We start from the raw sequence: 21,414 nt of genomic DNA, 5'->3' as shown, positions 1-21,414 counted from the left end.
TTTTATTTTATGCTAACGTCCCCTGCAGGACTTGTTCCTCCAGCCATTCGATCGCGTCGGCTATCGCATGCTCGTTATGATGCTTGCCGTGACGCTTGGCCGCGTCCAGAAGCTCCGGATGCGCATTAGCGACGGCGATACCGATGCCCGCCCGGCGTATCATCTCCAAGTCGTTCAGATGATCCCCAAGCGCGATGCAGCGCTCCATCGGGATGCCAAGCTCCGCTGCCAACCGTTCCAGTGCATGCCCCTTCGTCGCTTCCGGAGGCAGCATCTCAAAATATTTATCGTCCGAACGAACCCAGACGACCTCCGTCCCCGCCGTCAGCCGTTCGATCTTGGGTACAGCTTCGTCAAGCATCGACGGCTCCCAGGAGAACAGTACCTTGATCCACGGCTCGGATACGTCGTCGTACGAGTTCAGCCGCAGCAGCGGAAATTTCTCCACGGCCCGGTGACGCTCCGTCGCTGCATTTTCCTGCAGCACATAGGGCGCCGCTCCTCCGCGCACATACAATTCCGCGCCGATGCCGGGAAACCGCTCAAGAGCGCATTCCACCGCTTCCTTAGCCGAAGCAGGCAGCGGCCGTTCCCAGATGGCCTCTCCGCGGCTGAAATCGTGAATGACCGCTCCGTTGTACAAGATAGCCGGCGCATTTATGGGCAACTGCTCCACGAAGGGCCGGACCGACCCGGCAATACGCCCCGTCGCTAACGTGAACCGCCCCCCCAGACTCGTAAACCGTTCGATGGCGGCTCGATTTTCTCCGCTAATTTGTTTCGCGCTGTCAAGCAGCGTTCCATCCATATCCGTGACCAGTAAATATCCTTCAAACCTTCTGTCTTTCATCGCTCTCTCCCTCTTCCCTGTCCGTCTATTGTTGCCAGAACAAGTATTGTATTTGATTTTTCTTAATGCTATGATGTTCATGGTACTTCAAACAAGAAAATCGTTCCAGTCCATATGTATAGGCAGGTGCATTCATCATGGCGCAAAGCGCTTATATCAAGTTCGTCGAAGGGTCCGCCGTTTCCTCCCTGACGTTAGATGAATTGAAAACCCAGCTGGAGCATTACCGCGAGCAGCTTGCGCTGACCGGCAAACAGCTCAATTGGGAATATGACGAAGCCGGTTTTCCGTATGAGATTCAAACGAAACCCGAAGGGGAAGACAAGTGGTTTTATTTAAAAGCAACAAGCCCACGCTACAAATATATCGTGGCAGGAGTCGGATCGGAGACGTCGGGCGAGACGCAAAGGCATTACGTCCAGCTTGTCCTTCCCGAGGATGCCACGCACGGCGACAAAGCCAAAGGCAACGAGTTTTGCAAGTATCTCGCCAAACTGTGGAAAGCGGAACTGCATTTATTCAACGGACGAACCATGTACTTCAACCCGCGTAAATAAACGTCCCAAAAGACCGTTTTCCGCCTTGAGCGGTCAACGGTTTTTTTTCGATCCCCGACCCATCATAGTCGCTTAAAGCGCGAAAAACCTTTCTTGCAAGCAAGAAAGGTTTTTTACGGCATTTGTTATTGCTGCTCTTGTTCTTCCACAATTTCATTGTAGATTTGAACAACGCGGTCCCACTCTTCTTCGTCTTCAATGCTCGCAAGAAAAGCTTCGCCGTCCTCTTCGTCTATACGGAAAATAACGCCGTCTGCCTCCATGTCGTTACGATCAAGAAGTACAGCATAGGCCCGCTCATTAGCTTCGAAAGTGTATACCATCACCATCTCATGCTCGACTCCGTCTTGGTCGGTCACGATAAAGATATCGTCCTCATGATCGTGATCGCAGGAAGCGTCATGAATGTGGTCGCTCATGGGAAAACCTCATTTCATCTTAAATTAATGTTCTCCCGTATCGTACCACGCACGCTAAGACGAAGTCAATGAACCGAGGTATGCCAACCGTCCGCCGGCCTTATTCGGCTGCGATCACCTTTTCCGAAACGACCGTATAATCGCTGCGCTCGTCCGGTTTGATTGAGAACTTCACGACGTAGTTCCCGGATTCGGCGAATGTGACGTTAAACGGCCACGGGTACCAGAAACTTTCCTTCTGGCCGTTGACGGCTTTCTCATGAACCGCCACTTGCTCCCCGTTCGGAGCGTGGATCGAGATTTTAAAAGAAGAGATCGTCGTCGTCAAGCTGTCTACTTGCGCAAACACGGCAAAATCGAGACGGTCGCCCTTCTTCACCGCACCGAACGGCTGCTTGATCGAATAGTCGTCATTGACCTTCTTCGCAACAAACATATGTACGTTCGGTTTGTGAATGGAGACAGTCTTCGCGGCGTCGTCCCATTTCACGAGCGCCTGCAAAGATTCAGACAACATGCGAACGGGGAATACAGCGCTTCCCTTCGCGACAAAAGCGGGAGTTTCACCGTCTTTGAACGGCTTTTCCGCATTATTGATCATCAGCTTTACTTTCGGAAAACCTTCGAAATCGCCCCACATAGAGCTGGCGAACGCTCCCGCTGTTCCGAATAAGGAAAGCGACAGCACCAGCGGCAGCAATCGCGGCACCTTCATTTCCAGCAACCTCCATCATGTTCTTCGTTCTGCTATCTTATACTCCATAGCGCGGTAAGAGTTGCGCGCTTCGTCCAGAAAACTTTCAGTTTTTTTTAAGCGCCCCTCTAGATGTTGTGTGTGAAGAAGATTTTCTCCATTTCCTATACAAAATATGCCAACAAAGGCGTCATTGTCGAACGATGCTCCCGCAAGGCGAGCCGCGACGATTCGTGCGCTTGCCCGGGAAATTTCAGCTCACGCCCTTAAGGAGCTCCTGCAGCTTTTCTTCGCATTTGCCCTTTAGCACGACAGGCATCATGGAGCAGTGAAACTCGTAGCCTTGGAATACATACATGACATGGTAGTGACGCTCCGGGGTCATTTCCTCCAGAACGATACGGCAGCCGTCCCGCCGCAGCCGCTGCTTCACATGGTTATGCTCTCGCTCGGCCAATAACAGTAGCCGTTCGAAAAGCCCTCCCCATATTCTGGATAGCTTCATCGCTTCGGCATGCTTCCGGTCGCGTTCAAGCACCTTAAGCAAATAAAGCGTGACGACATACTGATGCACCCACGGTTCCACTGTCGTATTCCGCATGTTCCTTCACCTGCCGGATTAATAAAGATTTGATTTTATTATATAGAACATTTGTTCCTATTACAAGAGGACCAAGATGTATTAAATTTACCCAAAATGTGACAACCCATCTTGAATCGTATAAGATAACCATGGTAAATTTAAAAGCATATCCGGCTGGAAGCCTTAACGAGCGGAGGAACCAAGTGAGTCTGCAAATTCAAATGATAGGTACGGGAAGCGCTTTTGCGAGAACGTACTATAATAATAATGCCTTGGTTTATGCCGGCGGCTTCACGCTGTTAATCGACTGCGGTTATACCGCACCAAGAGCTCTGCACGAGCTCGGCGTCTCTCTGGATCAGATCGATGCGGTACTCATCTCCCACATTCACGCGGACCATGTTGGGGGACTCGAAGAGCTCGCCTTTCGCTATATGTACACGTTTAAAAGAAAAATACCGCTGCTCGTATCCTCCCATCTGGAAACGATCCTCTGGGAGCAATCGCTGCGCGGCGGACTGGAGAATCTGGCGGAAAACGTTACGTCCCTTAACGATTACTTCAAGGTCGTTGCACTTCGCGAACATACGCCGACAGCCCTTCATCCCGGTCTGACGGTCGAACTCCTCCCGGCCGATCACATCCCGGGCAAGCGATGCTATTCGGTCCTTCTTAACGGCAAAATCTTCTTCAGCGCCGATACCCGGTTCAACGGTCCGTTGCTGCATGAGCTTCATCATAAGGGCTGCACCGTTTTTTTGCACGATTGTCAGCTGGATTCCCCCGGCCTCGTTCACGCCACTTTGGACGAGCTGCTAACGCTGCCGAAGCCGATTCAGCAAAAGACCCTGCTGATGCATTATGGCGACGATATGCCTCAGTTCATCGGCAAAACTGGGGATATGACGTTTATCGAACAGTTCAAGACGTACATGTTCGAAGTATAATATGCCTTCATCCGGCGCATGATAGTCCGTGGAGGCGATACCATATGGAACAAAACAAACAGCAAGTCGTAGCCGTACGCAAAAACGGAGACGGCGACATCGTAGAATTGAAGCTGTCTTCCGGCCAAATGGTCGATTACTTGGAAGCGCAGCAGCTCGCCAAAAACGGACAGCTGGAGAACGTGAACGTATTCCGCGGAAGAGACGGGGATGAACATTTGCGTTCCAACGCCGATGGAGATCCAAGCAACAATCTCGATAACCTGCCCGGATTTTAAACCTGAGAACCAAGCGCATCCCGACAGGCGATTCTGCTTGGTTTTCTTTCTTTGAACCCCCAAAAAAGTTTTACTGAATTTGGGATTTCAAGCAGGAATTCCATCTCCCGATACAGAATTTCTTTAGTACTAATAAAATCCACGGATCCGTCGGGAGTTGGAGTTCCAATATGAAAGGTAGCTGGATCTTCCTCATTTATACCGGTTTGGTTTGCGCTTCCTCCCTCTATCACGATCAGGCCTCAAGTCCGCTGCTGCTTGTTCTCGCATCCCTTGGCTACGCACTCACACATATCCGTTCCGTTCTTGCGTTCATACCGGCGCAGCTTGCCGTCCAACTCAGTCTTCTCGTCGCGTTCCATGCCGCAAGCTTGAGCGACTGGTGCTTTCCGCTTTACTTGTTGCACATGTGCAAGCTATTTTACGGAACGGTTCCTTTTCGCTATGCGGTTAGCACCAATGCGGCCCTGACGCTGGTTTCCGCTCTCATTTCGACGGCCGGCCGTTCCTTCAGCTGGAGCGCGCTGATCGATGGTTTGTTTACGGCGGGAACTTGCCTGCTGCTTGCTTTTATGTTCCGCAAATACATTTATGATATTGAGCGGCAGAAACAGCTGCTTACCAAGGAGAAGAAGCATCTGAGTACTCACGATTCGCTAACAGGCCTATATAATTTTCAGGAATTTCATAAACAAATGGAGCAGCTCGTTAAGCAAAAAGAGCCCGTCATCCTCGTGCTCATCGACTGCAAGGATCTCAAATCCTTGAACACGACAAACGGTGTTCAGGGAGTGAACAAAATTTTGCGGCAAGCGGCTGAGCTGCTGCGCATCATGTTCCCCGACGCTTTGTTGATATCCCGCTATGGCGGAGACGAATTTGCGATCGTGCTTCGATCAGACGACATGCAGCAAACGGTCAATGGCGTTACACAGCTGCTCGCCTCCGAATTTCCTAAGCTGACCGGCATCGAAATCAATTTCGGTATGGCCTGTTATTCGCGGGATGGGGTGACCAAGGACGATCTGATCGTTGTCGCCGAGCACGGGCTGTATATGATGAAGCGGGAAAGCTGGCTGAAACGCGAGGAGCATATGCTGCGGTCGGAGAAGCTTCGCGTCGTCGGCGAACTGGCTTCGGGCATGGCGCATGAAATCCGCAATCCGCTGACGACGATCAAGGGGTTTCTGCAGTTATCCAAAGCCGGGGATTACAACGTTGAGCCATGGTATGAGCTGATTATGGACGAAATTAACCGGATGAGTATGCTGACCGCCGAATTTTTGCAATTTTCCAAGCCTCATGTCACCCAGTATAAAATTCAGTCCATTCGAGGGTGTATTTACCGGGTTCTCTCGCTACTGGATTCAGAGACGACGCGACTCGGACATCAAGTCAGGTTCGAACACGACGAACGGGATATTCATATGCTGATGGATCAAGATAAAATGCTTCAGTTGCTGTTGAATCTGGTAAAAAACGCCTTTGAAGCGATGCCCGAACAAGGCATCGTAAGAATCCGGCTGTTTGCCGCGGGCCCCCATGCCGTGATTGAAATTTCCGATACCGGCAAAGGTATTCCCGAGTCGGAGCTGGATAAAATTTTTATCCCGTTCTATACGACCAAAGATTCCGGAACAGGTCTGGGCTTATCCATCTGTCATAAAATCGTTCAGGATCATGAAGGGACCATTGAGGTAGAGAGCGTGCCGGACGAAGGCACCAAATTTACGATTACTTTACCGACGTCCGGGACGAACGAGCTTATTGAACCGTGCGGGGACTCAGCGTGTACAACGATTTCCGTATAAACGAGACCCAAGCTTTCCTCCCGCGATGCCTTGGAAATTCCGTCACATAGCTGAGCCAACCGATTGCGGCCCCAATGACTGCCCCGCCCAATACCTCTTCCGGCAGATGGCCCAACCGCTCTTCCAGCTCCTTGTCTTTGCGATGCACATGTGGAGGATGCTGCTCCGTTAATTTAACGAGCACATCCTCCAATTGGTTTACCTCCGAAGCAATCATGCCGGCATGACGGCGAATTCCCATGGCGTCATACATCACGATCAGACTCAGCAAGGCAGCAAGCGAGAACGAGATGGAGGAAGCGCCGTTCTTAAGCCCGACATAAGTCGCGAGCGATACGACTCCGGCCGAATGCGAGCTCGGCATGCCGCCGGTCCGAACCAGGTCCTCCCACTCGAAGCGCCCGTTCTGACGGAACCGGTCGGGTAGTTTTAGCGCTTGTGCCGTACCTATCGCGGCAAGGGACGTCCATAACGCCCGATTCATCAGCCATCACCTCAGGCTTAGCATCGTAATCCGCCGCCGTTCCTATACTTGGCTTTTCATTTCCATAGCTTCCAGCACAAACCGGCAAAATAAAAAGACGGAGAAGCTCCGCCTTTTTTATCGATATACGCTTCGGAGCTGCGCTTGCGCCCGCGAAACCGCTTCCGAATACTGCCTTTCTGTTTTAATTCGAAATGTAAACGCATCCCCAAAATTTTGCTTGCGAAGCATATCCGCTTCGACGCAGCCCCAACGAAGCTTGCGCAGGAACGTCATCCAGCCCGGCTGTACGTCGCTTCCCGATTCCAGCAGCGGCATCAATGCCGTGAGACAGCTTTGGCGGTATATGCCATGCAAAGGCTCGGGCCGTCCCGATACTTCTGGCAGCACGGCATCATAGCCGAAGACGCTCCGGTGCTCCGCCAGGAAAGAGGCTGCTCTTGCCGAAATGAACGGCATGGCCCCGCCGGTTACCCAAAGCTCCGGGTATCTCGAAAGGGTGAGCGCCGCATGAAGCCCGCCGAGAGGTCCGCGGCCCGGGTAAAAATCCGTAATGATGCGTACGGACCGGGGGACATGTTCAAGAAAAATTTTGGGCTCGTTCGTTACAATAATGACTTCTCCGCAGATCGTGAGCATTTCGCGGATTTGCTTCGCTACGACCGTTTCACCAGCCAAAACCAACAGTTCCGCGGGCCGGCCTTCAATCCGCCTCGGGTGACCGCCCGCCAATAATACTCCGGTCATCATAACGTTTCACTTCCCCCATGTAATGTGATTCTTATCTTCACTATACACATCGGGCGAAGCGCTGCATGTTACAAAGATCACAAAAAAATATGAAGATTTCAAGAAGTGTGATGCAAATCACATCACAAATCCGATAGAATAGGGTATGTTAGATACAACAAAACCTACAGAGGTCTTAACCAGACCGACGCCGGAGGTATGTACCATGACGGATACGCTACAACGAAAACCGGTCAGCCAAGTGGCCAACTCAGATTGCTTTACGGAAGAAAGCTTAACGAAGCTTAAGGAAATCATGTATGAAATGAGAGCCGAAGCCGGGAATCATTTGTTCTGGGAAGGCGATACAGCCGATAAGCTGTACTTTTTAAAACGCGGTCAAGTGAAAATTACGAAAGCTAGCGATGAAGGGAAAAGCTTCATCCTTTATGTCTATAATACCGGAGACTTGTTCGGACAGGTCGATCCTTTTCAAAACTCCGTTCACAGCTTTAATGCCGAGGTCATGGAAAACTCCATCATCGGGGTCATCCAGCAAAAAGATTTGGAGGTCCTGCTGTGGCAGCACGGGGATCTTGCCGTCGAGTTCATGAAGTGGATGGGACTTATGCATCGGATGACCCAAACGAAATTCCGCGATCTCATGATGTTCGGCAAGCCCGGCGCTCTCTGCTCGACGTTGATCCGGCTGTGCAATACGTACGGTAAAAATCACGGATCGGAAATCGTCATCACCAAAAAGCTTACGAACAGCGAGCTTGCCGACATGATCGGCGCAACCCGGGAGAGTGTCAACCGGATGCTCGGCGATCTGAAACGTGGCAACATTATTGCTATGGAAAACAATTACATCGTTGTTAAAGAATTGTCTTATCTCCGCGACATCTGCCAATGTGAGAATTGTCCGGTAGATATGTGTCGCATTTAGAGCCGGGTCAGCATAGAAATCGGGAAGCTGGCATCCGGCTCTTCCCCTAATGTCCCCCAAGCCATAATACCGTTCACATAGCTTAAAATAAACGGGAGCTGCACATGCTCCACCTTGTACACCCCTGGCGGAAAATTGGACGGATCGAGCGTATAAGCCTGCGCCGTATAATATTTGCGCTCGATCACGGAGCGCTGGCTTGGAAATTCCGCCCGGTCCAGCTCCTCTCGCAGGCTCTTCATTTCCTGTTCCAATTCGGCTAACGTCATTTGGCTGTATAATTTTTTCATCCGCGATTCTCCGTTTCAATATATTGTTCTACGAGTCAAGTCAGGTCCGTGCCCAGACCAAATCGCTGATCTTCCGTTCTCCGTCAAATCCACCCATTCGTAAAGCAGCACAGCCAGCTCGAGCGCCCAGAAATCGATCCTAACAAATTCAAAATCTGCGTCATCCGGCCCGGCTCCCTAAAGAGTGTCAACCAGTGTAACAAAGTTTTAATGTTCTTTTTACGACATTATTGTATAATAGATTTATCCGAATTTGGAAGAGCGGACCACTTCGAATGAGAAACCCTCCCTCACCTGACGACTCGCCGGTACGAAGCGAGATCGACAGGATTGAGATTATCGGAAACAGCGCCGTTCTGCACAGCAAGTATCACAACATTAGTATTCACCGCCGCTCTATTCTTGAGCGGCTTTTTACTGGAAAGCGGTTACTTAACCCAAGCCCGCCCTAGTATAGTAAACGTTAATTTGCCTCTTCACCCTGCTGCAAAGGACTGTTTGAGATGAGTATGGAAAAAAACAAGCGCAGCTTTTTTCGTTTGCGCTTTCAACAGCCGCTATGCGCGGAATTGAAAATTATCGGAATGGCCGATCTTGAGCCGGAATTCAAAACGAGGAAAGCCGCCTTGCTGGACCTTAGCGCCGGTGGGGCCCGCTTTTTTACCGCAGACCCACTTCCGGATGAAAGCCGTTTATTGATCGAGCTGAAATTCGCCGCTCTGGCCAAAGAATACCGGGCGCTGGGGATGCTTGTGCGCTCCGGGCAGACGGAAACCGGTCATCCGGAATATTGCATTCAGTTTTCGCATAACGAAACGGAGACGGCGGCATTGACCAGCATGCTCAATCAATTAGCAATCAAGCTTCGCAAAACCACCGTCATCTCGCAATGCAGTTTCTGTACCGAAAAAGAGCTGGCCGAATTCGGAATACTACGGGCGGAGCCGGCCAGATAACCCGGCGATCAAATATGTTTTGCCGGAATCGGTATAACCGACCCAACTGCGGAACAACAATTGCTCGGGGCGAAGGCAGTCATGTAGATCCTTGAGGCCCAGCACAGCCGCTTCGATCCCGTACTGTCCGAACGCTTCGAACAAAAAGCTCGTCCTCTCCTTATCGGTTCGCCGCCGGTCCAACTCCTCGGCGATCCACTGCTTGTCCTCGTCCAGCATAATCATATCCGTCCATACCGACACCCGGCCATCGGGTTTTACAAGCGACAGGAGCATCCGGTTATAATCCGATATCAGGCTGTTCCGAAGGGATCCCAGCGCCTCGACAATTTGCCGGGTTTCATTTTCATTGTATTTCTCCATATAACCGTAAAATTGCATGAGCGCATCCGGATAAAACAATTGCGTATGTACACCCGAGGAAACGACGAGCGAAAACGTTTTTTTCAAATGAGGCATCGCCTCCAGCCCGCGCACGCGAAACGCGCAGTCCCTCAAGTAATCCGTTATTTCCCCGGCAGGCTTACCTTCCGCCAGCAGCTCCTCAAACGTTTCGTAGAAGGAAATTTGGTCCAGCCGGGTATAGTCGATTCGCGTTAAAGAACGGACCCGGTTGTTAGTCATTCCTCCGGCCGAATCGAGCCATTCCTGCAGCATATTGTCTTCCGTATCCAGCGCGGTTACCTGCTGAAAATGGACGGAAAGCCGAGGCAGGCCGACATCGCCGTGATTCCCCGCTCCCAGTACGACGGCTTTCTCCGGCATCGACAGCAGCGATACGGAGTCCTCTACAAGCCGGTTGACGTGGTACCGGTGTGTTCCCCATTCCTGCTCGCCCCAATCCAGCGCTTCTTGCTCCGGCTCCGGCTGCTCGTTCACCCCTCCTTCAATATGCGGCTGCAAATGCGCCCATCGGAAATCTCTCATCAAAGTCCCCTCTTTTCAAATGCATGTCTAACTGACTCTATTATACCATAACGAATGTATAGGGATAAAAGGCAGAGATCCACAGTGGAATAAACCCATATTTACAAAAACAAAAAAAATTGCAGGCTAACGCTTGACATTATACGCCTATCTTGGTATTATGGAAAACGTCCCCACAAAATATGAAACATGACTTGTTAGCTCAGCTGGGAGAGCACCATCTTGACAGGGTGGGGGTCGCAGGTTCGAGCCCTGCACAGGTCATAATAACAGACAGAAATCCGCGTTCCTTTATAGGACGCGGATTTTCTCATTGTAACAGTAACATAATATTTCTCTATCCCGGCCAATCCGTATAGCGATGCCTCGTAAAGCATCCAATGCTTTGCGGGTATTTTTCATTCTTTCCTCTTGACTTCTTCCTTCATTTGCTGTATAGTACTCTTTGCAGCAACAAATACGATGTGACTTGTTAGCTCAGCTGGGAGAGCACCATCTTGACAGGGTGGGGGTCAGTGGTTCGAGCCCACTACAGGTCATAGCGAAGTCCGAGAATCTTTGATTCTACGGGCTTTTTTCTATGTATGAATTATGAATATTAGACCTCAAATGATGTTGAGATTAGAAAAAACCCCTGATTTCGGGGGTTCTATGGTTGGGTTGGATAAAGCTTATTCATGTTATAGCATCAACTTGAAGGCTGGGAGCCAACTTCATCCCCGCATCACCGCTCTTAAATTAAGCTGATCGTAATACCGGACAAACAATTTCGTCGTATTGACCGCATCGACCAAGGCGGAGTGAAGTCTGCCTTCTTTCTCGATACTGGCCAGTTCAATCGCATCCTTCAGCTTCATTTGATTGCGCTTGACCAGCAGCTGCGAGATCGGCCTCTGAATGTCATGGTAATGGTTCAGCCAGCTTTGAGACAGATCGAACCGCTTGCAATGCTCCAGCAAAATTTTGCGGTCATCGATCCCCCAACTGCAGAAGAAAACCAACTCGGAGCCGATCCATTCCATAAAACGGTCGTAACCCTCGCGAAACGGGACTGCTTTGCCCAGATCCTCTTCTTTCAAGCCGATAAATTTTAACGTCTTTTTGCCGAAACGTCCTTTAATTTCAGGAAACGTATAGCATTGAAAACAATCCGTGCCGGCTTCTTCCGAATCATAAGAGTTCAGATTCACTTTGCATGCGCCGATCTCCACGATTTCCGGGATGTCGCCTTTTACGGTTACATATGTGGTTTCTACATCAAAGATGACTGCGAGCATTCTTCTCTCCTGCTTGAAAATTTATTCTAGTTTGTCCACTTTCTGCGCATCTTTATTCTTTTAGCGAAAAATCGAAGCGGCTCAGCTCACCGGTCCAGCTTCGAATCGCTTCAACAATTTCTCCTGGTGAGCTTTGGCGGCATCTTCCAATGTAAAACCATACTTATCGGCCAAAATGGCCAGATTTGCCAAAATGTCCCCGAGCTCTCCCATCAGCTCCTCCTTCAAAACCGGCTCGGGCTTTACCGATTCGTCCGGACGATCCCGGCCGATTTCATAGGTGCGCACGGCTTGCGCCAACTCTCCCGTTTCTTCCATCAGAAAACCCATACGTTCGAAGACGCCGTATTGCGTCCAATTTCGTTGTCCGTAAAATTGCATGACCCATTCCTCAAAATGCTTCATTCATCTCTCCACCTTTTCTGAATAGTGTCAAAAGCTCTCTATTTTTCAGTTCTATCGGACAAATACAGGGTACCACATCTTCACAACCCGATGGAAGGCCTGTGTAAAATTAAGAAGACGGTACTCCCGATGTCCTTTCGGCAGCTAAAAGCTTTTCGTCCCTTCCAGATAGCGAGTAATCGGAATTGGAAAATCTTTAGTAAAACTTTATACCATTTTGGGTGATATTTCACAATTTTACGCATATAATGTGTCTATAATTGTCATATCGTGACTCGAAAAGGAGAAAACTTATGTACTATTGCCTCGCTTGCCAAAAGCTTCACAAGCCGAACCCGCTCAAGAAATGCGTCGTCTTCAAGACAGGTTTCCACTTCATCAATTCGATGAAATATAACGCAGGAATTTGTCAGGCTGTCTCCGATTCGAAAGAAAACGTCAGCATTAGCCCGGTATCCGCTTAATGTCCTGCACAGGCCTCCGGGCTTTGCTTTTTTTCTACGCCCCCCCGCTGTTCTACGGGAACTTGCTATGCCGGTTAATCCCAAGCTTTCGGCTTCGTATTCGGACGCTTCGTACGAAGTCTGTCCAGCAGAGGGCGCTTTTTTTTCGCTTCCATCAGCATCCGAATCTCTTCCATCAGCTTTCTTAGCCGCTCCTGATCTCCGTGGCGGTGCTCTTTCAACTCATCGTATAGATTGCTTCTCACATGTATCGCTCTCCTTAAGCCAATTCCCGTTGTCTCGCTGACGTCGACGGCGTTCGTTTCGCGGATGGGACAGGCTGTACGGCCAATATGCGATCGATGGCAAAGCATCGGACCGCTCCGCGCTCCATACAATAAGCCCGAATGAAAGCAGGCTGTACGGACCGAATAACGATCCTCCGCTTGCTGAATTGTCCGGAACGGTCCCCGTAAATGATCTCAACCATACACCCTGTGTACTTTTGCCATGGAAGCACGTTTTCCCCTCCTCGAAACAGGAACATTTGTTCTTTTATCTATATTATATACCAAACATTCGTTCGTAATTCAAGTGGTGGACATGTTCGGAAGAGATCCGGATGAGGAAATCGGGTTAGGCGAGCAGTTTATAGGGGGAACAAGCATTGGCCTTGGGGTTGATTCGCATATAAAAGGCACCCCATGACGGGGTGCCTTTGGATCGACCGGCCTAGCGGCGCTTGCCGCCTTTCCTGTCCCAATCGATGACGTTATCTTTAGGCTCTGCATTGAGTTCTTCGTTGCGTAGCATCTGCGACAAGTCCTCGATCGTTTTGTCAAGCAGCTCGCCCTTATGCTTGGAAAACAGGCGCCGACGCTCCTTGAGCAAAACATCGAGGATCAGCTTCTTTTGACGGTTACTGAACAGCATGTCGTTCGTTTCCCCTGCCGTTTACTTAATTTTTTCTTCGTAGGACAAACAAGGCTTGCCCGAGGACCTCATCACCAAAGCGGAAGGCATGTCCGTGGTTTTGAAGCCATAAGCTCGGCATCCCCTGGGGAAACCCGGATCCCAAGTCACATAAAAGTGCTTACACTTTAAACAATTTATTTTCATATCGGGCTTTCCTTTTCCGGAATTCGTGCGCACCTTATCTCGTCGATTGGAAAAATTCGACCCATTCCCCATCCGGGCCATAAAAAAAGAAATAACGCGAGCCATTCGGCAGCGTCGTAATCTCTTGATCGATCAAACGCACGTCGAGTTCTTTGATGCGGGCGAATTCTTCTTCAATGTCGTCCACCGTAAAAGCGATATGATGCACCTTGCCTTCCGCTGGAAGCCCGTCGTTGTAGCCTTGGATCAGTTCCAGCTCCGTTTCACCCGACTCGTTGAAACCGAGAAAAGCCAGCGTGACGACGCCGTTCGTATGTACGAGCTTATCCTTCAGCTCAAGGCCTACGACATCTTTGTAAAACTGCACCGATGTGTCGATATTCTGGACCATGATGCCCACGTGCTCTATTTTTTTGCGTGCCATCGTTTTCTCTCCCTTATCCGTTCGTTTCCAATATAACAAGAAGATTATATCATAGAACGAAGACGGAAGCCCATCACAACCAGCTCGATCGAAGCTTTTTCCACCTCATTTCGGAGGAAGTCCGCGCAGCAATTGACGGATGTTTTTTACCCTGGTATCCGCACGAATCGATCGGACCGATCCGAACTGCACCATGGATGCCGTAGAAATGGCGATGACCCGGACATCCCCGGCACAGATGAACGGACATGTGTTGGTCACGTCCATCTGTACTGCCGGCTCCTGCCGGCCTATAGGAAGCGGGGCCGAATAAATCGGATAAGCGCTCAAATCCCCTTCATCTCCATCAAAAATTGGAACCTCCCTTTGAACGGCAAAAATGTAAGAGACCGGAGAAAAATCAACCAAGTCCCCTACAAAAACAGCGGAGCCATAACCGGTATCGTTCACCTTCAGGCTTCTCACAACGGATGTACGCGGATTGCAAGCCATCACGCACGTCCGGATGCAAGCGGTACGAGCGGCCCGATAATGAGCGATTCTGGCGGCGTATCGAACACACTGGATAAGCTAATGACCTCAGTGTCGCCGATCAGGAAAACCGATGAGCTGGCAACACCCACAACTTGGATATTGCCGACACAAATCTGTCTATTCTCCACCTGCAGATTCATTCGGATCGCCTCCTTCGGATTTTCGCTTTAAGAAATATTGTTCGAGCCCAAGCCGAATATCCCGGATCACTTTATCCGTAATGCCCTGTTCTTGCTCTGTCGTCAAAATCACTACGTCCGGGTCGATGCCATATTTTAAATAATAATCGATCCGCTGTCCGATCTGCCCTTGGAGATCGCCAATGATAGATTCGGTTGCATCCTCATCCAGCTTTACTTGGTACTTCTCTTCCAGTTGCACCAATTCGGCGGGACACGATTGCTGCAAATAATCCGTCACCTGCTGTTGGATACGTGCAAATGACTCCGATCTAGCCGCATTGGTTCGAATCGTTTCACCGCCGACCTCCATATCCTGGACCGATTGTTCGCCGAGTCCGGCGGGCGAAAGCCCGACATTGAGCGTCCCATCAAGCTTCTCTACTTTCAATTGATCGAATTTGTATTCAATTCGCTCGATTGTCACTCCCCGCTGCTTTTTTAACGATTCAAGCTCTTTTGAAAGCAATTCGACCTTATTTTCCAAGGAACGGATGCGGTTCGTCTGCCACTTCAAATAATCGTTCAGCTTTTGAAAGTAAGATTCCGGGTAAGATGAATACATCCGTCATTCCTCCGTTTACCTGGAAGGTGTAGGCAGCGGTACCAAGGATAGCGGGCTGGGTTGCTCTATTACACCCTGCGTCGTCGTTTGCGGAATGGTGGCAGGAAGGGTAAACTGAGGCGCAGGGCCGGTAAACCCTCCGGTATTGTATAGATTAGCCAGCGCGCGTATCGTGCCCGCAGTCCCGATCTGAAGCACGGAAGAGTTCGACACGGCGCCGATCTTGAAATTTTGAATGACGATGCTTTGATGTATGATTAGCTGCATAACGGTTTACACGACACCTGCCTTATCGGCGGAAACCACATTGGAGTCAGCGATGTCGTTATCGTAGGTGTTGGTGGTGCTGACCATATTGCAGACCCGCAAATTATCCCCCGTATTGAAAGAACCCGCTCCGGCAAACGTTTTTGCCGTTACGCTCGGAGCCAGTTGGATCGAATCTCCCACGTGCACGATGGAGCCTGTACCGACGTTCACAATTTTGATGGCGCCTACGATAGCCGGCATGAGGCAGCACCCTAACTGAAATGGTTTTACTGTAGTATATGATCCATGGATAAGAAGTATGTTTTAGACAGCCAGTAGGGACTCATGGTTTGCGCTTCGCGCTCATATACTGGAATCAGTAAGGAGTGGATAAACATGGGCGATTCCAAAAACAACAACTCGTTTTTCGATATGAATTGGAAACAATTTGAGCAGTTCTTTAACGGGAAAATGCCGTTCTCTACCCCTTCCCCTGGCGGCGACAACGGAGACCCCGTATCCTGGGTTGAAGGGTATATCAAGGACGTGCTGAACCGGGCATTGCCTAACGTGGAAGTCCAGGCGCTCAAGCATCATTTTCATTCGGAAATCTTCGACACCCATAACAATATCATCGTCAAAATTCATATCCCCGACAAACTACAAGCGCGCAAAATCCGGTTGATGCTCAATCCTTACCAAATCCGATTGGAAGGACTCGCGGACGACAAAACGCAAACGATCCGGCTCTCCAGCCAAATCGTGCCAAGCAGTTGCAAAGCGATTTATAAGAACGACATTCTCCAACTACACATGCGCAAGCAGTCCATTGACCATCCCTATACGGACGTCAATATCCGTTTTATGTAGCTTCCCTTCCCGGCAAACAAAAACGTCCCAAAACCGGCGCGAAACGGCCATTTGAGACGTATAGCATGGGTCGTAATCTATAGGGGCGTATGCTTCCCCTGTTTTGTCTATGTACCCTAATTATTCCCCGCGTTATTGGAATCGGCAAAATCCGGGTCAAAATTATTGGTAAAGCTGACAAGCGAGAACGTAGCGCTGAAATCTCCCGTATTACCGCCTCCGGCACCTGAGTTTGTTTTTGACGTACTTTTCGGATTCACCTGAAGCACATCGCCGAATATAACTTCTCCTTCAGCGCCGGTTATTTTAATTGGAGCCAAAATAATCGAAGGCATGAGAGAGCCCCCCTTCCTGATCGTGTTCTAAAGTATATGAGGCTCCGGAGCAAAAATCTCCTCCAGAAACGAAAAAGAGTTTTGCTCTGACGGATCAAAGCAAAACTCTTTATGTAGAATACGACTATTGGAACTGCCGAAGACCGGACTCGAACCGGTACGGTAGTCACCTACCACAGGATTTTAAGTCCTGAGCGTCTGCCAATTCCGCCACTCCGGCGCAGTTCTGTTTGGTGGGCCCTGAGGGACTCGAACCCCCGACCAATCGGTTATGAGCCGACCGCTCTAACCAACTGAGCTAAGGGCCCTTGAAGCTTTGGTTGCGGGGGCAGGATTTGAACCTGCGGCCTTCGGGTTATGAGCCCGACGAGCTACCGAGCTGCTCCACCCCGCGTCAGAAAATTCACACTGTATAACGACAGCGACAAAGATAACTATACACCAACTTAAACGTTGAAGTCAAGTGAAAAAATTAAACAGTGTAGCGAACACCAAAACGGCCTTTTTTGGAACGGAACACTTGGACTTCGCTGGGGCATTCGTAACCATAAATCCACCAGTCCTCCTCCATCCGCTTGGCCAGACATCCCGCTTGAAACTTGCTGTCATACAATCTCACCCAATAGACCCAGTTCATTTTATGTTCACTCCGCTTATCGAATGAAGATGAAGTTTTGTTAGTATCTTAACCCAAAAAAAGCTCCCTTATTTGCATAAGGAAGCCGCTCCAATATATAACAAAATTTCGTTCAGCCCGCGTTTTCTTCCGTCGCGGCAATATAAGCAGCGACATCGTCCCGTTCATCCGCATCCCGCTGCCGATGGGCCAGTCGACTTGATGCCGATGCCGCGATACTGGCAACCAGATCATCCAGGAAGGTGTGTACTCCGTTTCCGTTCTTGGTATCCAGGCGCTTAATAATTCCGACCTTTTGTTTATCCAAATGGCCAAATGTCGTAACCGCGATGCTTCCGTAACCGAACACTGACCCAAGAGCGAGCGTTTCATCGCAGCCGAACAGCCCTTCATCGCTTTCGACAATCGATTGCAGCGGCTCGGATAACAGACCTTTTTCAGCCAATACGTCCAGCTCGATACCGACAAGAATCGCATGCTGAAGCTCCCGCTTCTGCAAAACCGCATGGACCGATTCAAGACAAGTCTCCAGCGTTAAATCAGGATGATAAGGAAGCTGCATTTCTCTGACGATCAAGGCTATATCTTCCATCGTCACGCCGCGTTCCTCCAGCTTTTGATATACCGCGGCTTTTATTTCTTTGCTGTGAACCTGACGTTTCATGAGAATCGCTCCTTTAATGGAAGTGCTATCATTATACCATGATCCATATTCGCGTACCATGGGACAACTGGTGATAGTTGGGGAAAAGCCGACCCAAAGGCCGGCTTTCGCTTGTTTGATACGACTATGAATTATTGCTTAAGCACTTTAAGCAGACGCTTGGACTTCTGATCGCCCGCAGTCGTAAACTGTTCGTAAATCTTAACCGTCAGCGGATAATCGAATTGATCCGTGCCGCCGTCAAAGGTGATATTGTTTTCACCGGTAGACAAACGGTTTAGCCCTGTGAATGCTCCACTGCCTGTTCCGACCAATTGATTCGAGGAGTTATACAGCTCGAACAGCAGTCCCGAGAAGCTCGGATCTACCTGAACTTGGTCATGACGTTTAATTTCCAGCCAGAACTTACCTTTGTACTGATAGGCCTTCTGTGCCATAGGATTAGAATTGAAGCTTGTACCAACTTGCCAGTTGTTCACTTTAAGTTCAAACGGATACAATGCAAACGTATCCTTGCTTTCCTCGGTTTGAATCGCCATGCTGTAAGCGCCAATCGTCGACTTGTACGGAGCGGCCGTCTTCGTATCTTGGACCTTCAAAGACAAGCCCTTCCCGGTTTCGGACACTGGAATCGTATAGAAGTAGTTCACAGTGAGCGAAGAATTCGGAAGTACGTTCGGCGTCGTCATATTTTGACGGATGCCATTGTACTCATAACCGTCCGAGCTAACCAGATCGGTCGCAAACGCCGGAACAGCAAGCGGCCGTTCTGTCTTATTGGTGAGCTTGAATTTGGCCGAAACGGTTTTCGAGCCTTCATCCTTGTTGTCAAACATATGGAATTCGATAACAGAAACATCCATGTCTGGATGAATCAATCGGCTTCGTTTATCAAGCGACATTGGAGTACCAAGCTTGTAGGACAAGGCAGCGTCTCCGGTTTGCTGCGATGGCAGCAAAATGTTAAGACGGCCTACGTTATACACCCCAGCAGCACCACCCGCGGCAGCGCCGGGGTTGTCGCCTGCTCCTGCACCTCCGCCGATCCCTGCACCGCCAGCAGCAAACTTCTCAGGCGTCAGAACATTTAAGCTGGACAAGATCGTATCTTGGTTCGTCGGAATGGCAAAGTGAATATATTTTTCTTCTTTCGCTTCCAGCGTAATGCTTCCTTGCTCTACCTTGCTGCCAGAGAATACTTTTCCCGTCGCTTTGCCATCTATGACAAAAGTCGGAATCGTTTCGCGCTGGCTCGAAGGATTATAAGCGAGCAGTTGCACGACGTAGACGGTACCTTTGTCTGTCGATTCCTTATTGATCGTCGTCGGCGTATATTGAATGGGCGAGATTAAAGATGGGATCGTAAAGGATTCGGACCACTTCTTCATCGCACTCGGATCAGTAATCGGCGTATCTCCACCCTTCCAAGGCTGCCCGGTAATCGGCGCCGCCACCAACAGGGTCTCCTTCTTCGGATAGACGTAGTTATCGACATGGGTCCAATTCACTTGGGCCAGATTTACGGTATCGGTACGGTCGATTACAGTCATAAAACTGAGTTCCGTGTTCGCTTTCGACTGAATCGATTTGACATTCGAAGCGCTTGGCTGCAGCGTATATTCGATGCCTTCGCTCGTTTTCACCCGCAGCTCGTAATCCGGCACTCGCGTGGAACTGCTGCTGTTGTTCTTCATTCGAATGATGACACCGAGACGGGTACCGTCCTGAATTCGTTCATTCAATACGCCCTTGACTTCCACATCGAGAAGGTCCGTCAGTCTATAAGTAACGACAGCATGCGCTTCAGGCTCGCTTCCTGCCGGATTTGCTGCCAAAGCGGAATAGCCGGTGCTCATGATTGAAGCGGTAATAACGACGGATGCTACGGTTTTTTTCAGCTTGTTGTTCACTTGATTTTCCTCCTGTCAGGTCCGCTGCGGGTTACTTGGCCAGCTGGACTTTCTCTTTGTCTTTCAATTGGTTCTGACCTGAAATGATGAGCTGTTCTCCTTCATTGACACCAGACCGCACTTCTTGGATCGTCTCGTTCAGACGACCTAAAGCCACTTTACGTTTTTCCGCCGCATCGCCTACGAGCACGAAAACGAACGTATCCCCGCCTTCACGTACAACGGCTGTGCTAGGAACCGTAACAACCATCTGGTCGATTTCTTCCGTCATAAGAATCTGGGCTTTCGTGCCGGGCTTAAGCTTGCGCTCGGCGTTCGGATACTCAAGCTCCAACGTGTAAGACTTGGCATTGGCGCTCACAACGTCAGCCAAATATTTGACTTTAGCTTTAGTCTTGTCAAGCACGCCCGGGACGTAAAACGTCAGTTCCTGCTTGCCGCGCACCAATTTGGCCGTTTCCTCGGTCAGCTCCGCCCGGATTTTAATCGGATCGAGTTGCTGTATCTTGCCTGCTGGAAAACCGGTGTTCAACGCCATGCCCACTTCAATCGGCATGTCGGTTAAGACGCCGCTAACCGTCGCTTTCACTTCCATATGACCTAGCGTCCGGTCGGCTTCACGAATCGAAAGATTCGAAGACTCCATCAATTGCTCCAACGGGGCCAAGGAGTTCGTCGCTTCCAGCGTCTTCAGCTTGTTTCGATTGTTTTCAAGTTCGAGCTTGAGATTGTTAAGCTGCGTTTCCATTTGCTCAAGCTGAAATTTTGTAACCAGACCCAGATCGTAATCATTACGCATTTTGTTATAGTTCTTTTCGGTCTCTTTAATGGAATCTTCCAGCTTCTTGATTCCATTCTTCATCTCCTGCTTGCTGTTGACCAATTCTTGTCTGGATTTTTCCAACTGCTGCTGACTGCTTGAAACATCAATCTGTGCTTTTTCTTTTTTAAGCTTCACATCCGTCGGGTCCATGCGGAAAATCACATCACCTTTTTCCACCATGTCGCCGCGTTTCTTCAATACTTCCATGACGTCTCCGCCTGCCTTGGTCACGACGTCAACCTGGATGGAAGAAATGACATCGGCTACCTGCTCTAACGGATCCCCAATCCTTTTCTTCTCTAACTTTGCGACTTTAACCGTCTTGAGTTGGGGTTCTGACGCATTGGCAGCCGCCGGAGCAGCTTGCGGCTGGGAACCGCAACCGGCGAGGAGCGCCGCAGAAATAACGACGGCCCCCATTACTTTGGTGCTTTGCTTGAAAGATTTTGACATGATCGGATTCATGGGCTGATTCTCCTTTTTCCCTTATGGCACTCTCTATCTAA

Annotated in this window: 31 protein-coding genes and 5 tRNA genes; 9 read left to right on the top strand and 27 right to left on the bottom strand. The window is 49.8% G+C overall.

From position 1 onward, the window contains the following. Positions 1-7: 7 nt before the first annotated feature. Positions 8-850: a Cof-type HAD-IIB family hydrolase gene (locus tag BLO51_RS05025; protein WP_090667732.1), complete on the bottom strand. Its 843-nt coding sequence runs from the start codon at positions 848-850 to the stop codon at positions 8-10. 137 nt (positions 851-987) lie between these two features. Between BLO51_RS05025 and BLO51_RS05020 the strand changes: the two genes are divergently transcribed. Further along, a complete protein-coding gene (locus BLO51_RS05020; protein WP_090667729.1) occupies positions 988-1,407 on the top strand; it encodes a DUF1885 family protein in 420 nt (139 codons plus the stop codon). A 125-nt stretch (positions 1,408-1,532) separates the two neighbouring features. On the opposite strand, the gene BLO51_RS05015 is transcribed toward BLO51_RS05020, so the two are convergent. From BLO51_RS05015 to BLO51_RS05005, 3 genes are all read right to left on the bottom strand, one after another. Then, positions 1,533-1,826, bottom strand: coding sequence for a DUF1292 domain-containing protein (locus BLO51_RS05015; protein ID WP_090667726.1), 294 nt, complete (start codon positions 1,824-1,826; stop codon positions 1,533-1,535). Positions 1,827-1,926: 100 nt separating this feature from the next. After that, positions 1,927-2,541, bottom strand: coding sequence for a stalk domain-containing protein (locus BLO51_RS05010; protein WP_090667723.1), 615 nt, complete (start codon positions 2,539-2,541; stop codon positions 1,927-1,929). Positions 2,542-2,773: 232 nt separating this feature from the next. Next, positions 2,774-3,121 (bottom strand): YhjD family protein, encoded by a 348-nt coding sequence (locus tag BLO51_RS05005; RefSeq protein ID WP_090667720.1) that lies wholly within the window; start codon positions 3,119-3,121, stop codon positions 2,774-2,776. 185 nt (positions 3,122-3,306) lie between these two features. On the opposite strand from BLO51_RS05005, the gene BLO51_RS05000 reads away from it, so the two are divergent. The 3 genes from BLO51_RS05000 (at position 3,307) to BLO51_RS04990 (ending at position 6,139) form a co-directional block, all read left to right on the top strand. Then, positions 3,307-4,050, top strand: a complete 744-nt coding sequence (locus BLO51_RS05000; RefSeq protein ID WP_090667717.1) for an MBL fold metallo-hydrolase — start codon at positions 3,307-3,309, stop codon at positions 4,048-4,050. Between the two features lie 44 nt (positions 4,051-4,094). Then, positions 4,095-4,328 (top strand): DUF3892 domain-containing protein, encoded by a 234-nt coding sequence (locus tag BLO51_RS04995; protein WP_090667713.1) that lies wholly within the window; start codon positions 4,095-4,097, stop codon positions 4,326-4,328. Positions 4,329-4,498: 170 nt separating this feature from the next. Then, entirely contained in the window at positions 4,499-6,139 is a 1,641-nt protein-coding gene (locus BLO51_RS04990) for an ATP-binding protein (RefSeq protein WP_090667710.1), read from the top strand. Here the strand turns inward: BLO51_RS04990 and BLO51_RS04985 are convergent. Together BLO51_RS04985 and mobA are read right to left on the bottom strand one after the other, a co-directional pair. Next, positions 6,093-6,623: a divergent PAP2 family protein gene (locus tag BLO51_RS04985; RefSeq protein WP_090667707.1), complete on the bottom strand. Its 531-nt coding sequence runs from the start codon at positions 6,621-6,623 to the stop codon at positions 6,093-6,095. The two genes, BLO51_RS04990 and BLO51_RS04985, sit on opposite strands and share 47 nt — an antisense overlap. Positions 6,624-6,740: 117 nt before the next feature. After that, positions 6,741-7,370 carry a molybdenum cofactor guanylyltransferase gene (gene mobA / locus BLO51_RS04980; RefSeq protein ID WP_217266691.1) on the bottom strand — a complete coding sequence of 210 codons (630 nt, stop codon included), beginning with the start codon at positions 7,368-7,370 and terminating at the stop codon, positions 6,741-6,743. A gap of 208 nt (positions 7,371-7,578) precedes the next feature. On the opposite strand from mobA, the gene BLO51_RS04975 reads away from it, so the two are divergent. Next, positions 7,579-8,301 (top strand): Crp/Fnr family transcriptional regulator, encoded by a 723-nt coding sequence (locus tag BLO51_RS04975; RefSeq protein WP_090667701.1) that lies wholly within the window; start codon positions 7,579-7,581, stop codon positions 8,299-8,301. On the opposite strand, the gene BLO51_RS04970 is transcribed toward BLO51_RS04975, so the two are convergent. Then, entirely contained in the window at positions 8,298-8,591 is a 294-nt protein-coding gene (locus BLO51_RS04970; RefSeq protein WP_090667697.1) for a DUF1811 family protein, read from the bottom strand. The genes BLO51_RS04975 and BLO51_RS04970 overlap by 4 nt on opposite strands. Positions 8,592-9,094: 503 nt before the next feature. On the opposite strand from BLO51_RS04970, the gene BLO51_RS04965 reads away from it, so the two are divergent. Then, positions 9,095-9,547, top strand: coding sequence for a PilZ domain-containing protein (locus tag BLO51_RS04965; RefSeq protein ID WP_090667694.1), 453 nt, complete (start codon positions 9,095-9,097; stop codon positions 9,545-9,547). Here BLO51_RS04965 and BLO51_RS04960 read toward each other — a convergent pair. Beyond that, positions 9,524-10,474, bottom strand: a complete 951-nt coding sequence (locus BLO51_RS04960) for a hypothetical protein (protein ID WP_174551195.1) — start codon at positions 10,472-10,474, stop codon at positions 9,524-9,526. The two genes, BLO51_RS04965 and BLO51_RS04960, sit on opposite strands and share 24 nt — an antisense overlap. Positions 10,475-10,665: 191 nt before the next feature. Here BLO51_RS04960 and BLO51_RS04955 point away from each other — a divergent pair. Beyond that, positions 10,666-10,738 (top strand) — tRNA-Val (locus BLO51_RS04955). A gap of 202 nt (positions 10,739-10,940) precedes the next feature. Continuing rightward, a tRNA-Val gene (locus BLO51_RS04950) sits at positions 10,941-11,013 on the top strand. 174 nt (positions 11,014-11,187) lie between these two features. Here BLO51_RS04950 and BLO51_RS04945 read toward each other — a convergent pair. The 11 genes from BLO51_RS04945 to BLO51_RS04895 form a co-directional block, all read right to left on the bottom strand. Beyond that, positions 11,188-11,751, bottom strand: coding sequence for a 3'-5' exonuclease (locus BLO51_RS04945; RefSeq protein ID WP_090667690.1), 564 nt, complete (start codon positions 11,749-11,751; stop codon positions 11,188-11,190). An 81-nt stretch (positions 11,752-11,832) separates the two neighbouring features. Beyond that, the gene (locus BLO51_RS04940; RefSeq protein WP_090667686.1) at positions 11,833-12,156 is read right to left on the bottom strand and encodes a MazG nucleotide pyrophosphohydrolase domain-containing protein; all 324 of its coding nucleotides are present in this window, start codon (positions 12,154-12,156) and stop codon (positions 11,833-11,835) included. A 538-nt stretch (positions 12,157-12,694) separates the two neighbouring features. Continuing rightward, positions 12,695-12,865: a hypothetical protein gene (locus tag BLO51_RS29075; protein WP_164824252.1), complete on the bottom strand. Its 171-nt coding sequence runs from the start codon at positions 12,863-12,865 to the stop codon at positions 12,695-12,697. Positions 12,866-12,879: 14 nt separating this feature from the next. Then, a complete protein-coding gene (locus BLO51_RS04935; protein WP_090667683.1) occupies positions 12,880-13,119 on the bottom strand; it encodes a hypothetical protein in 240 nt (79 codons plus the stop codon). A gap of 212 nt (positions 13,120-13,331) precedes the next feature. Further along, complete coding sequence (locus BLO51_RS04930) at positions 13,332-13,532, bottom strand: hypothetical protein (RefSeq protein WP_090667681.1); 201 nt, start codon at positions 13,530-13,532, stop codon at positions 13,332-13,334. Positions 13,533-13,752: 220 nt separating this feature from the next. Beyond that, positions 13,753-14,142, bottom strand: a complete 390-nt coding sequence (locus BLO51_RS04920; protein WP_090667676.1) for a VOC family protein — start codon at positions 14,140-14,142, stop codon at positions 13,753-13,755. A 105-nt stretch (positions 14,143-14,247) separates the two neighbouring features. Then, on the bottom strand, positions 14,248-14,634 hold the full coding sequence (locus BLO51_RS04915; RefSeq protein WP_090667671.1) for a spore germination protein GerPE: 387 nt from the start codon (positions 14,632-14,634) through the stop codon (positions 14,248-14,250). Continuing rightward, positions 14,634-14,816 carry a spore gernimation protein GerPD gene (locus BLO51_RS04910; protein WP_090667667.1) on the bottom strand — a complete coding sequence of 61 codons (183 nt, stop codon included), beginning with the start codon at positions 14,814-14,816 and terminating at the stop codon, positions 14,634-14,636. Before BLO51_RS04910 ends, BLO51_RS04915 begins: the two co-directional genes overlap by 1 nt. Further along, entirely contained in the window at positions 14,794-15,420 is a 627-nt protein-coding gene (gene gerPC / locus BLO51_RS04905) for a spore germination protein GerPC (RefSeq protein WP_090667662.1), read from the bottom strand. The genes BLO51_RS04910 and gerPC overlap by 23 nt, the downstream gene beginning before the upstream one ends. Before the next feature lie 15 nt (positions 15,421-15,435). Further along, positions 15,436-15,687 (bottom strand): spore germination protein GerPB, encoded by a 252-nt coding sequence (locus BLO51_RS04900; RefSeq protein ID WP_090667658.1) that lies wholly within the window; start codon positions 15,685-15,687, stop codon positions 15,436-15,438. A gap of 6 nt (positions 15,688-15,693) precedes the next feature. Next, complete coding sequence (locus BLO51_RS04895) at positions 15,694-15,930, bottom strand: spore germination protein (RefSeq protein ID WP_010492031.1); 237 nt, start codon at positions 15,928-15,930, stop codon at positions 15,694-15,696. 135 nt (positions 15,931-16,065) lie between these two features. On the opposite strand from BLO51_RS04895, the gene BLO51_RS04890 reads away from it, so the two are divergent. Continuing rightward, positions 16,066-16,539 (top strand): Hsp20/alpha crystallin family protein, encoded by a 474-nt coding sequence (locus BLO51_RS04890; RefSeq protein WP_090667654.1) that lies wholly within the window; start codon positions 16,066-16,068, stop codon positions 16,537-16,539. Positions 16,540-16,655: 116 nt separating this feature from the next. On the opposite strand, the gene BLO51_RS04885 is transcribed toward BLO51_RS04890, so the two are convergent. The 8 genes from BLO51_RS04885 to BLO51_RS04855 all read right to left on the bottom strand — a co-directional run bounded on the left by BLO51_RS04885 (position 16,656) and on the right by BLO51_RS04855 (position 21,373). Then, entirely contained in the window at positions 16,656-16,874 is a 219-nt protein-coding gene (locus BLO51_RS04885; RefSeq protein ID WP_090667651.1) for a spore germination protein, read from the bottom strand. A gap of 134 nt (positions 16,875-17,008) precedes the next feature. Beyond that, a tRNA-Leu gene (locus BLO51_RS04880) sits at positions 17,009-17,094 on the bottom strand. Positions 17,095-17,105: 11 nt separating this feature from the next. Next, positions 17,106-17,182: transfer RNA gene (locus BLO51_RS04875), tRNA-Ile, on the bottom strand. Positions 17,183-17,191: 9 nt separating this feature from the next. Beyond that, a tRNA-Met gene (locus tag BLO51_RS04870) sits at positions 17,192-17,268 on the bottom strand. A 78-nt stretch (positions 17,269-17,346) separates the two neighbouring features. Then, complete coding sequence (locus BLO51_RS29070) at positions 17,347-17,511, bottom strand: hypothetical protein (RefSeq protein WP_167670106.1); 165 nt, start codon at positions 17,509-17,511, stop codon at positions 17,347-17,349. A gap of 112 nt (positions 17,512-17,623) precedes the next feature. Next, on the bottom strand, positions 17,624-18,175 hold the full coding sequence (locus BLO51_RS04865) for a phosphatidylglycerophosphatase A family protein (RefSeq protein ID WP_090667648.1): 552 nt from the start codon (positions 18,173-18,175) through the stop codon (positions 17,624-17,626). Positions 18,176-18,306: 131 nt separating this feature from the next. Next, positions 18,307-20,085: a hypothetical protein gene (locus BLO51_RS04860; RefSeq protein WP_090667643.1), complete on the bottom strand. Its 1,779-nt coding sequence runs from the start codon at positions 20,083-20,085 to the stop codon at positions 18,307-18,309. Positions 20,086-20,116: 31 nt separating this feature from the next. Continuing rightward, on the bottom strand, positions 20,117-21,373 hold the full coding sequence (locus BLO51_RS04855) for an efflux RND transporter periplasmic adaptor subunit (RefSeq protein ID WP_090667640.1): 1,257 nt from the start codon (positions 21,371-21,373) through the stop codon (positions 20,117-20,119). Positions 21,374-21,414: the final 41 nt, after the last annotated feature.

The sequence above is a fragment of the Paenibacillus tianmuensis genome (genome assembly GCF_900100345.1).
In the GTDB taxonomy this organism is placed as follows: Bacteria; Bacillota; Bacilli; order Paenibacillales; family NBRC-103111; genus Paenibacillus_G; species Paenibacillus_G tianmuensis.
This window is presented reverse-complemented; position numbering and strand designations above follow the sequence as displayed.